An 11,233-nucleotide genomic window follows, 5' to 3' on the forward strand; every position below is an offset into this window, starting at 1 on the left:
AGCCGGCACGACGCGGCGGGCGACCGGCGGGGAAGACCGGCGGTGCATGCGCGGACGACAGGCACCGGCGGGCCGGTGCGTCGATCCTCGCACTGAGACCTGTCTACTTCGAGGGTCTGACAGAACGTGTTTCTCACACTCGGAAGACCCGCCCCAGGCACCCCGGCAGATGTCCTCAGGGCAGGCCGCGGCGCATCGTCACGTGCGCGATCCCGGCCTCCTCGTAGACCTCGCCGACCGCCGTATAGCCCTCGCGCTCGTAGAACCGTCGGGCCGGCAGCTGGGCGTGCAGCTCGACCACCTCCGCCCCGCGAGCCGCTGCCTGGCGGTGCAGCTCGGCGAGCACCGCGGCGCCATGCCCGCGGCCGCGCACCGCGACGTCGGCAGCCATGCGCCCGATCCGCGCGACCGGCCCGTCGAGCAGCAGCCGGCCGGTGGCGACCACCTGCGCCGAGGCGTCCCGGCTCAGCACGTGGACGGCGGTGGCGTCGGCGTCGTCCTGCTCGATCTCGGCCGGCACGCCCTGCTCCTCGACGAACACCCGTGTGCGCAGCGCGGCGACCTCGGGCCAGTCGGCGGCACCGGCGACGGAAGCGGTGGGGCTCGGCACGGCGTCCATCCTGCCCACCACGGACAGGCTCACCGCCGGCGCCCTCGCACGGGGGTCCGGTCGTCGTCCTCGTAGTAGAAGACCTCGACGTCCCACAGCTCGTCCTGCAACGCGCGGGCCAGCGCCAGGCCGTCGGCGCACCACCGCGGATCGAGCACGCTCGGCCGCGGGAGACGCGCGTTCCACCGGCGCAGCTCTCCTGCCAGCTCCTCGCTCACGAAGAGCGGCCCCGGATCCACGGCGAGGCACCGGCCGAAGGGGAAGCTCCACAGCGGCACGTCGACCGACGATGCCGCCATGACCGTGAGCGCGACCGGCCGGTCGGCCTCCGCGGGAGGCCGCCCGTCGTCCTCGGCCCCCAGCACGACGTCGACGTCGGGCAGCTGGTTCTGCAGCTCGTACGCGAGCCGTCGCTCCTCCCGGTCCCAGCCGGGTTCGACGGGTCGCGGGACGCGGGCGTTCCAGACCGGCCAGATCCGGTCGTTCCACTCCCCCAGCCGCTCGATCAACGCCGCCGGGACACCGAGCACCGCCAGCTCGTGGGCACCGAGGGTTCCGTCGTCGGTCCACACCGGCAGTCCGCCGCTGTGGTCGTGCGAGAGATGAAGTCGGCGAGGCCGCGCGTCGGTCATGCCTCCGTCCCCGGGGGCAGGGCGCTCTCCGGCACCAGCAGGAAGCGCAGGTCGATGAGGGCGTGCAGCAGCACGGGCAGCAGCAAGGAGCCGGTGTCGAGGTACAGCGCGGCCATCACCCCGCCCAGCACGCCGGTCGTCACGATCCCGGCCCGCCCCTGGTAGGCGTGCGCCAGTCCGAAGGCGACGGCGGCGACGAGCACCAGCACGAACGCCGGCGCTCCGCCGACGACCGCCGTCACCACCGCGAGGAAGAAGCCGCGGTACAGCCACTCCTCGCAGATCCCGGCGGTGATGCCGACGACCGTGAACAGCCGCCGCTCCTCCTCCGACCGCGGCAGCAGCGCCAGCGTCGACTGCCCTGGCGGCTCCGCGTGCCGGCCCTCCCCCGGACGGCGGGTCGGCCGGGCCATCTCCAGCAGCGCCCCGGCGCGCAGCTGCCGCGTCGACGCGACCACGAACAGCAGCACGACCACGACGAGGATCGAGGTGAACCAGCCGGGCCACTCCTGCGGCCAGCGCAGCCCGACCGCGCCCGCCGAGACGTCGGTCGCGAAGAGCCAGACGATGAAGGCGAGCACCGCGAGGCCCCACTCGAGCACCAGCAGCCGCCGGTAGAACGAGCGGCGGGCGTCGCGGTCGGTCCGGAGACGTCCCTCGAATCGCCGGTGCAGGACGTGCCCGGCCACCGGCTCCCCCACGACCAGGTAGGCCGCCACCACCACCGCCGACAGGGCCGCGGGCCCGAAGTCGGCGAGGGCGGACGGCAGACCTGTCACCGGAGAGGGGTCAGGCCTCGGCGCGCAGCACGGCCAGCGCGCCGGCGAGGTCCGCGGGGTACTCGCTGGTGAACTCCACCCACTGGCCGTCGGCGGGGTGCGGGAAGCCCAGCCGGACGGCGTGCAGCCACTGCCGGGAGACCCCGAGCCGGGCGGCCAGCGTCGGGTCCGCGCCGTAGGTCATGTCGCCGACGCACGGATGGCGCAGGGCCGAGAAGTGCACCCGGATCTGGTGGGTGCGGCCGGTCTCCAGCCTGATGTCGACGAGGCTGGCGGCGGCGAACGCCTCCATCACCTCGTAGTGCGTCACCGACGGGCGGCCGCCCTGGACCACCGCGAACCGCCAGTCGTGCTTCGGGTGCCGGTCGATCGGGGCGTCGATGGTGCCGCGCGAGGGGTCGGGGTGGCCCTGCACCAGGGCGTTGTAGCCCTTGGAGACCGTGCGCTCCTTGAACGCCGCCTTGAGCGCGGTGTAGGCGCGCTCGCTCTTGGCCACCACCATGACGCCGGTCGTGGCGGCGTCCAGCCGGTGCACCACGCCCTGGCGCTCGGCGGCGCCCGAGGTGGAGATCCGGTAGCCCGCCGCGGCGAGGCCGCCGATCACGGTCGGGCCGTCCCAGCCGGGGCTCGGATGGGCGGCGACGCCGACCGGCTTGTCCACGACGACGAGGTCGTCGTCGTCGTGCAGGACCGTCATGCCCTCGACCGGCTTCGGCGCCGCGGGCTCGCCAGGCGGGGGCGGCAGCTCGACCTCGAGCCAGCTGCCACCGCTCAGGCGGTCACCCTTGCCGCGGACCCGGCCGTCGACGAGCACGAGCCCGGCGTCGGCCACCTCGGCGGCGGCGGAGCGGGTGAGCCCGAAGAGCCGGGAGAGCGCCTGGTCCACCCGCTGCCCCTCGAGGCCGTCGGGCACCGGAAGGGCCCGGTGCAGGCCAGGAGTGCTGATCACGGCACCCATTGTGCGGGTTGACGCTCACTGCACCGCACAGCCGAGTTCAGTCAGCGTCCTTCGTGGCGCGGGTGCCGTCGAACTCGATCCCGCGCAGCGCGAGGACCACGCCGAGGATGCCGCCGCAGACGATGGCGGAGTCGGCGACGTTGAAGACCGGCCACACCTCGCCGTCGGGGCCGAACACCGACAGGAAGTCGACGACGCCGCCGCGCAGGAAGCCCGGGTCGCGGAAGATCCGGTCGATCAGGTTGCCGAGCGCACCGCCCAGCACCAGCCCGAGCGCGACGGCCCAGCCGGTCGAGAACAGCCGCCGCGCGACGCGCACGATCACGACGGAGACGGCCACCGCGATCAGGGTCAGCACGGCGGTGAAGCCCTCGGCCAGGGAGAACGCGGCGCCGGTGTTGCGCAGCTGGGTGAGGTACAGCGCGCCCCCGAGGGTGCGGATGTCCTCCCCCGGCTCGATCGTCGCGACGACGACGAGCTTCGTGACCAGGTCGGCCAGCAGGATCCCGGCGGCCAGAGCCAGCAGCAGTCGGGTGCGGGACCGGCGCGGGCCCTCGACGACGGCGGACCCGCCGGGAGAGCCGTCCACCGGTTCGGCGTGCTCGGTCAGGTCGGACTCCTCGGACGTCGGTGCACCGGCGGTGGTGCACCGCCGGTGCCGACGACGATAGCCGCGGGGTCAGCCGGTAGCCGTCACGCGGCGCCGACCGCCGTCGCCCCGCCGCGCTCCCCGGACTTCCCGCCGGAGGCGCCGTCCTGCCCACCGCGGGCCGCCTCGAGGTGCTCGAGCCGGTCCTCGGTGGCCATCCGGGTCAGCGCGGCCCCGGCCTCGGCGTCCCGCGTCAGGTTCTCGCCGGAGTGCGGGTCGAAGACGTGGATCTTGCGGGTGTCCAGCCAGAACTCCGCCTCGCGACCTTCGCGGATCCGGCTGGTCGAGTCGATCGACACGATCGCCTGGGTGCGCAGCTCCTCGGAGTCCAGCTCGCGGGAGAGCTCGCGCAGCTGCGTGGTGATCGACTCCGGTGCCTCGTAGGGGATGTAGGCGTACTGCGAGTCGCCCAGCCACTCGGTGACGTCGACCCTGGCGGTGAACACCGAGCCCACCGGCCGCTTCGCCTCGTCGACCAGGGAGGCGTCCTCGAAGTACTCCGGCCGGATGCCGACCAGCAGCAGCTCGTGGCCGGCGACCTTCGCCGCCCGCGCCTCGTCGAGCTCGATCGGCCCGAACGGCGTCACCAGCCGGTTGCCCTCGACGGTGGCCGGGAGGAAGTTCATCGGCGGCGAGCCGATGAAGCCGGCGACGAACAGGTTGACCGGCTGCTCGTAGAGCTCGCGCGGCGAGGCGACCTGCTGGATCTTGCCCTTGCGCAGCACGCAGACCCGGTCGCCCAGGGTCATCGCCTCGGTCTGGTCGTGGGTGACGTAGACGGTGGTGATGCCCAGGCGCCGCTGCAGGCGTGAGATCTCGGTGCGCATCTGGCCGCGCAGCTTGGCGTCGAGGTTGGACAGCGGCTCGTCGAAGAGGAACGCCTCGGCCTGGCGCACGATCGCCCGGCCCATCGCGACCCGCTGCCGCTGACCACCGGAGAGGTTGGCCGGCTTGCGGTCGAGGTGGTCCTTGAGTTCGAGCACGTCCGAGGCCTCGGTGACGCGACGGCGCACCTCGTCGTCGTCCATCTTGGCCAGCCGGAGGGGGAAGGCGATGTTCTCGAACACCGTCATGTGCGGGTAGAGCGCGTAGTTCTGGAAGACCATCGACAGGTTCCGGTCCCGCGGCGCCTTGTCGTTGACCCGGCTGCCGCCGATGACCATGTCGCCGCTGGTGATGTCCTCCAGGCCGACGATCATCCGCAGCAGCGTCGACTTCCCGCAGCCGGACGGGCCGACCAGGATCATGAACTCGCCGTCGGCGATGTCCAGGCTGACGTCGTTCACGGCCGGGTAGCCGTCGCCGTACTGCTTGACGATGTTCTTCATCTCGATGGAGGCCATCAGGAGTCGTCCCCTCGTGCGGTCGGAGCGGTGCGAAGTCGGGTGCCGGCGCTCATCGGGTCAGCCCTTGACCGCGCCGTTGGTGAGACCGGCGACGATGCGCCGCTGGAAGAGCAGGACCAGGACGACGACCGGGATCGTGACGATCACCGCGGCAGCGGCGATGGCACCGGTCGGGTCCTCGAACTGCGAGGCGCCGGAGAAGAGGCCGAGCGCGGCGGGCACCGGCCGGGCGTTCTCCGTCGAGGTCAGCGAGATGCCGTAGACGAAGTCGTTCCAGGCGATGAAGAACGCGATGATCGCGGTGGTGAAGACGCCCGGGGCGGCCAGCGGCACGATCACCTTGCGGAACGCCTGCCAGGTGGTGGCGCCGTCGACCTGCGCGGCCTGCTCCATCTCCCAGGGGATCTCCCGGAAGAACGCCGACATCGTCCAGATCGAGATCGGCAGGGTCAGCGACAGGTACGGGATGATCAGCCCCGGCCAGGTGTCGTAGAGGCCGATCTGCCGCCACACGTTGAACAGCGGCGTCACGATCGAGATGACCGGGAAGATCGCCACCACCAGCGCCGTGGAGAGCACCAGTTTCTTGCCCGGGAAGTCCAGCCGGGCGATGGCGTAGGCGCAGAACATCGCCAGCAGGCAGGAGATCGCCGTGGCGATCAGGCAGATGCCGAAGCTGTTGACCAGCGCCGGCAGGAACAGGTCGCTGGCGTTCCCGGTCAGGATCAGGGTGTAGTTGTCCAGCACCGCCCCGTTCGGCAGGAAGCTCCCGGAGTTCAGGTCACCGGCGGACTTGAACGACAGCGCGACGATCCAGCCGATCGGGAACAGGCAGTAGACGACGATGCCGACCCCGCCGATCCACCACCAGATCTTCTCCTTGCGGGACATCAGCCCTCACCTCTCGCCGAAGCCAGATCCACCTTGAAGCCCTTGATGAACAGCGCCGCGATGAGCACCACGCTCAGGAAGAGGAGCACCGACACCGCGGACCCGAGGCCGATCTCCAGCCGCGAGATCGTCTGCCGGTAGGCCAGGAACGACACCGACTCGGTGTTGTTGGCACCCCCGGTCATCACGAAGATGCTGTCGAAGACGCGGAAGGCGTCGAGGGTGCGGAACAGCAGGGCCACCATGATCGCGGCCTTCATGTTCGGCAGCGTCACCTTGACCATCCGCTGCCACCAGGTGGCGCCGTCGACCTTCGCCGCCTCCTGCAGCACCTCCGGCACCTGGGCGAGCCCGGCGAGCAGCAGCAGCGAGATGAACGGTGTGGTCTTCCAGATCTCGGCCAGGCAGATCACCAGCAGCGAGGTGCCGGTGTCGCCGAACCAGTCGGTGTCGGCCGAGACCCCGGGTATCCAGGCGAACCACGAGTTCACGAACCCGGTGTTGATGTCGAAGGCGAACTGCCAGGCGAAGGCCGAGACGACGGTGATGACGGCGTACGGGATGAGGATCGCCGCGCGCACCACCGGCCGGATGGACTTCAGCGCCTTGGCCATCACCAGGGCGAGGGCGAAGCCGAGCACGAGCTCGACGGCCACGGTGATCACCGTGATCAGCAGCGTCACGCCGAGCGCGGTCCACCAGAGCTGGTCGCTGAGGATGACCAGGTAGTTGCTCAGCCCGACGAACTCCCGGTTGGCCGGGTCGGTGAGCCGATAGGCGAACAGCGACTCGTAGGTCGCCTGGAGGATCGGATAGGCGGTGACGCCGAGCATCACCAGGAAGGCCGGGCCGGCGAGCAGCCAGCCGAGCTTGCGCTCGGACTTCGACCGGTCGCTGATCTTCCCGTGCGGCGCGGAGACCGGTTGGGTCTTCTCGACCGGAGGGAGCGTGGTCTGGGTCATCGGTCGTTTCCCCTCACAGCAGCTGGTCCCCTCGGAGCACTGCGCCGATCAGCTCGGCGGCCGCCTCGCCGGTGTTCTCCCCCACCGACGACGGCGGGTGGAACTCGCGCTGGAGCCCGCCGGAGACCTCGCTGTAGTACGGGGTCTGCGGCCGCGGCTTGGCCAGCTCCAGGGACTCCCGGATGACCGGCGCCTGCGGGAAGGACTCGAGCACCTCCGGGTCGTCGAAGACCTCGGCCTTCGACGACGGGTTGCCGTCGTTCACGAAGTAGAACGCCTGGTTCTCCGCCGTCGTGATGCACTCGGCGGCCTCCATCGCGAGGTCGACGTCCGGGCTGAACGCGCTGATCCCGAGGCTGATCCCGCCCAGGGGCGGCGCGGCCGGCTCGTCCGGGTTGACCCGTGGGTAGACCGCGGCGCCGTAGTCCTCCGGCACCGAGGCCTCCAGCGACCCGGCCTCCACGGCCCCCAGCGCGCGGGCGTAGACGAACGGGTAGTTGACCTGGAAGCCGCCGCGCTCGCCCTCGAAGCCGGTCGCCGACGCGTCCTCGTTCTCGGTCGAGAAGGCGGGGCTCGCGGCATCGGAGGAGGCGACCAGGTTCATGACCTCCGCCGCCCGCTGGGCGGCGTCGGTGGTGAGGCCCAACTCGATGTCGGCGGGATCCTCGGCGTTCTCCTCGATGATCGACCCGCCCGCGGACTCGATGAGCGCGTTGAGCCAGACGGTGAGCGACTCGGCCCGGGCACCCTGCGCGCCGACGAGCTTCCCCTGGTCCTCGGCCGCGGTCACGATCTGCTCCCAGGTGACCGGCTCGTCCATGTCGAGGCCGGCCGCCTCGGCGACGGACTTGCGGTACCAGAGCACCTGCGTGTTGGCCCAGAACGGAACGGCGACGAGCTCGTCGTCCCACGTCGCGCCCTCGATCGCGCCCTGGACGACGCCCTCGGTCACCCGCTCCTCGACGTCGTCGGGCACGTCGGCGAGGAAGCCGGCGGCCGCGAACTCGGGGATGAACGGCGGGTCGAGGCTCATGATGTCGATCGAGGCGTCACTGGCCGCCAGGCGCCGGACCAGCTGCTCACGCTGGCCGGACGCGTCGCGCGGCAGGACGGCGGTGGAGATCCGGTAGCGGCCCTCGGCGGCGTCGGTGCAGCGGGACGCGATCTCCGCCTGCCCACCCGAATCGGGGTTGGTGTACCAGGTGAGAGTCGGCGGGCCGCCGCTCTCGCCGCCGCCGCACGCGGCCAGGGTGGAGGCCAGGACGACGCCGGCCGCAGCGCCCGCGAGACGCCGGGGCGCCCGGGACCGTGCGGATCGGGGAGCCGTCCCCCGCCGATGGGGCGGGAACAGGCCAGGGACCTCAGTCACACGCATCGCCTCCGTTGGCGTCCGGTGAGCCGCATGATCTCGGCGTTCTCGGAGCGTGGTACCGCTCACAGGCGGTGTCAAACGGAACGGAATCCGGCCGTGACCTCGCCGTCATCTCAGCGGCGGTGCGTCGCGGACCGGACCCGGCGCGACCGCTCAGCCGCGGCCGGCGATGACCGAAGGCGTCGTGAGCTCCTCCGGCGTACCCGGCAGCACGGTGTCGAAGTACGAGCGCGCCGCCTTCGTCGTCCCCACGTCCCGGCCGGCCTGCTCCGAGAGGAACCACCGGTGCTCGAGCACCTCGTGGAAGACCTCGGCCGGCTCCAGCCGGCCGCGCAGGTGCTCGGGGATCGCCTCGACGACGGGCTGGTAGACCTCGGCCAGCCACCGGTGCCCGGCGATCGTCTCCGGCACCGGGCGCCCGGCCTTCTGCTCCAGGTAGGCGCGGAAGGCGCGGACGTCGTTGACCAGCCGCTGCGCCTGCCGTTCCTGCGCCTCCAGGCCGGTCAGCCGGAAGAGCTCGCGCCGGTTGTGGCCGGGCTCGGCGACGCGGGTCTCCACTCGCAGCCGGACGCCCTGGTCGCTGGTCATGAGCTCCACCTCGCCGACGTCGAAGCCGAGCTCGTTGAGCCGCTGCAGCCGCTCGGCCACCCGGTAGCGCTGCTCGTCGCTCTGGAAGAGCTCCTCGCGGGTCACCTCCTCCCACAGCGACGCGTAGCGCGGCGGCAGGCTGTCGGCGACCTCGATCGGGTCGATGTCCTCGGGCAGCAGGCCGCCGAACTGCAGGTCCATCAACTCGGCGCCGACCCGCTCCCGGGCGAGGTCGACGTCGTAGTTGCGCTGGCCGGGCGAGAGCGTCGGGTAGCGCTCGGCGGTCTCGGCGTCGACGAGGTAGGCGGCGAAGGTGCCGGCGTCGAGGCGGAAGAGGGTGTTCGACAGCGAGCAGTCGCCCCAGAAGACGCCGGCCAGGTGCAGGCGGACGAGCAGCACCACCATCGTGTCCAGCAGCTGGTCGGGCGACTGGTGGCCCCGCGGGCGGGAGAACAGCCAGCGGTAGGACATCGAGTACTCGAGGTAGCGGGTGACCAGCACCGCGGGCTGCTCGTCGGGCCGGTCCACGCAGATGCCGAGCACCGAGACCGCGGGCAGCCCCTCCCCCTCGAACTGCGCGAGCAGGGCGTACTCGTGGCGGGCCAGCCGCTCGTCGATCTCCTTCAGCGCGTAGACCCGGTCCTCGATCGCGACGAACCGGACGACGTGCCGGGAGATGCCGCGCGAGGGGACGTCGAGCAGCAGGTCGGAGTCCCACTCCTCCAGCGGCTCGTGCCACGGCAGCGCGAGCAGGCCGGTCGCGTCCGTGGCCGGGGGCCGGAAGAGGTAGCGCATGGCGTTGCTCCGTGGGGTCCGGCACGGCGACCGCCGCCCGGTGCCGGTGGCCTCACGATGCCACGCGACGACGTCGTCCGCAGGCGCTAGTCGGCGTCGTCGGGGCGGCCGGACTCGCCGCGCCACATGGCCAGGCGCCCGGCCCGGCTGACGGCGCGCAGCCGGCGCTCCGCCTCGGGCCGGGACCGCCGGGCCGAGACGAGCAGCGCCTGGTCCCCGCGCATGAGCCGGGTCGTCTCGTCCGGCACGAACGAGCGTCCGTGCCGGACGATGAGCACCACCGCGGCGTCCTCGGGCAGGCGCAGCTCGGGCAGGTAGACGCCGTGCAGCTTCGACCCCGCCGGCACCGTCATCTGCATCAGCTCGGCGTCCAGCTCCTCCAGCGGCGCGGCCTCCACCTGGATCTCCCGCGGGGCGACGGGCGCGGCGATGCCCAGCCGGCGAGCCACCCAGGGCAGCGACCAGCCCTGCACCAGGGTGAAGACGACGACGAGCACGAAGACCGTGTCGAAGATCGTCGTCGCGCCTGGCACCTGCGCGGTCAGCGGGAAGGTGGCGACGACGATCGGCACGGCACCGCGGAGCCCCGCCCACGCGATGAACACCTGCTGCCGCGGCGGGAACCGGAACCAGACCAGGCTCGCCATCACCGACAGCGGCCGCGCCAGCAGCAGCAGCGCGCCGCCCACCACCAGCGCCGGACCGACCGCCTCGGGCAGCCGCGCCGGTGAGACGAGCAGCCCGAGCATCACGAACAGCCCGATCTGGGCCAGCGACGCCATGCCCTCGGCGAAACCGATGCTCGCCGAGCGGTGCGGCAGCGTCACGTTGCCGAGCACGAGCCCGCACAGGTAGACGGCGACGAAGCCCGAGGCGTGCAGCAGCGAGGCACCGGCGAACGCCAGCACGCAGAGCGCCATCGTGGCCAGTGGGTAGAAGCCGGCGAGCGGCAGCGCCACCCGGCGCAGCAGCTCCGCGCCGCCGAAGCCCACGGCCAGCCCGAGCGCCGCGCCGCCCACCAGCTCGACCACCACGACGACCGGCACCTGCCACCACGGACCCGAGGCGCCGCCGGTGAGCACGTCGGAGAGGACGACGACGAGCAGGATGACCGGGGCGTCGTTGAGGCCGCTCTCGGTCTCCAGGGACGCCGCCAGCCGCCGGGGCAGCGGCAACCTGCGCAGGGTGGCGAACACGGCCGCGGCGTCGGTGGAGCTGATCACCGCGGCGACGAGCAGCGCGAAGCCCCACTCCCAGCCGAGCAGCCCCACGCTCACCGCGGCGGTGACGCCGATGCTGACCACGACGCCGACCGTGGCGAGGCTCAGACCGGGCCCGATCGCCCGGCGGACGTCGGCCCACCGGGTGGTCAGCCCACCCTCGGCGAGGATCACCAGCAACGCGGCGACGCCGAGGGTCTGGGCCAGCGAGTAGTCCTCGAACTGGACGCCCAGGCCGCTCTCCCCCAGCACCACACCGATGGCGAGGTAGAGGAGCAGGCTGGGGAGGCCGAGCCGGTCCGCGAGGCGCAGCGCGACGGCGGCGAGCAACACCACGACGGCGCCGACGGCGAGGCCCAGCGCGACCGTGGTGTTCACCTCGCCCGCCGCATGGGGAGCAGTCTCCCGTACCCCGTGCCGGCCACGTCGGG

At 72.2% G+C, this 11,233-nt stretch carries 11 protein-coding genes; all 11 read right to left on the bottom strand.

Going from position 1 to position 11,233, the window contains the following annotated elements:
* Window positions 1–175 precede the first annotated feature (175 nt).
* The 11 genes from LBW97_RS01125 to LBW97_RS01175 all read right to left on the bottom strand — a co-directional run bounded on the left by LBW97_RS01125 (window position 176) and on the right by LBW97_RS01175 (window position 11,180).
* Window positions 176–610, bottom strand: a complete 435-nt coding sequence (locus LBW97_RS01125; protein WP_224497565.1) for a GNAT family N-acetyltransferase — start codon at window positions 608–610, stop codon at window positions 176–178.
* A 29-nt stretch (window positions 611–639) separates the two neighbouring features.
* Window positions 640–1,242, bottom strand: coding sequence for a hypothetical protein (locus tag LBW97_RS01130; protein ID WP_224497566.1), 603 nt, complete (start codon window positions 1,240–1,242; stop codon window positions 640–642).
* Window positions 1,239–2,021 carry a CPBP family intramembrane glutamic endopeptidase gene (locus LBW97_RS01135; RefSeq protein ID WP_224497567.1) on the bottom strand — a complete coding sequence of 261 codons (783 nt, stop codon included), beginning with the start codon at window positions 2,019–2,021 and terminating at the stop codon, window positions 1,239–1,241. The genes LBW97_RS01130 and LBW97_RS01135 overlap by 4 nt, the downstream gene beginning before the upstream one ends.
* A gap of 10 nt (window positions 2,022–2,031) precedes the next feature.
* Window positions 2,032–2,979: an RluA family pseudouridine synthase gene (locus LBW97_RS01140; protein ID WP_224497568.1), complete on the bottom strand. Its 948-nt coding sequence runs from the start codon at window positions 2,977–2,979 to the stop codon at window positions 2,032–2,034.
* A gap of 37 nt (window positions 2,980–3,016) precedes the next feature.
* Window positions 3,017–3,568, bottom strand: a complete 552-nt coding sequence (gene lspA, locus LBW97_RS01145; RefSeq protein ID WP_224497569.1) for a signal peptidase II — start codon at window positions 3,566–3,568, stop codon at window positions 3,017–3,019.
* 104 nt (window positions 3,569–3,672) lie between these two features.
* Entirely contained in the window at window positions 3,673–4,971 is a 1,299-nt protein-coding gene (locus tag LBW97_RS01150; protein WP_224497570.1) for an ABC transporter ATP-binding protein, read from the bottom strand.
* A gap of 60 nt (window positions 4,972–5,031) precedes the next feature.
* The gene (locus LBW97_RS01155; protein ID WP_224497571.1) at window positions 5,032–5,865 is read right to left on the bottom strand and encodes a carbohydrate ABC transporter permease; all 834 of its coding nucleotides are present in this window, start codon (window positions 5,863–5,865) and stop codon (window positions 5,032–5,034) included.
* Window positions 5,865–6,827 (bottom strand): carbohydrate ABC transporter permease, encoded by a 963-nt coding sequence (locus LBW97_RS01160; protein ID WP_224497572.1) that lies wholly within the window; start codon window positions 6,825–6,827, stop codon window positions 5,865–5,867. The genes LBW97_RS01155 and LBW97_RS01160 overlap by 1 nt, the downstream gene beginning before the upstream one ends.
* A gap of 13 nt (window positions 6,828–6,840) precedes the next feature.
* On the bottom strand, window positions 6,841–8,196 hold the full coding sequence (locus LBW97_RS01165; RefSeq protein WP_224497573.1) for an extracellular solute-binding protein: 1,356 nt from the start codon (window positions 8,194–8,196) through the stop codon (window positions 6,841–6,843).
* Window positions 8,197–8,352: 156 nt separating this feature from the next.
* The gene (locus LBW97_RS01170; RefSeq protein WP_224497574.1) at window positions 8,353–9,582 is read right to left on the bottom strand and encodes a DUF4032 domain-containing protein; all 1,230 of its coding nucleotides are present in this window, start codon (window positions 9,580–9,582) and stop codon (window positions 8,353–8,355) included.
* 86 nt (window positions 9,583–9,668) lie between these two features.
* A complete protein-coding gene (locus LBW97_RS01175) occupies window positions 9,669–11,180 on the bottom strand; it encodes a potassium/proton antiporter (RefSeq protein ID WP_224497575.1) in 1,512 nt (503 codons plus the stop codon).
* Between the last annotated feature and the right edge of the window lie 53 nt (window positions 11,181–11,233).

The organism is Blastococcus sp. LR1 (genome assembly GCF_020166105.1).
Lineage (GTDB): Bacteria > Actinomycetota > Actinomycetes > Mycobacteriales > Geodermatophilaceae > Blastococcus.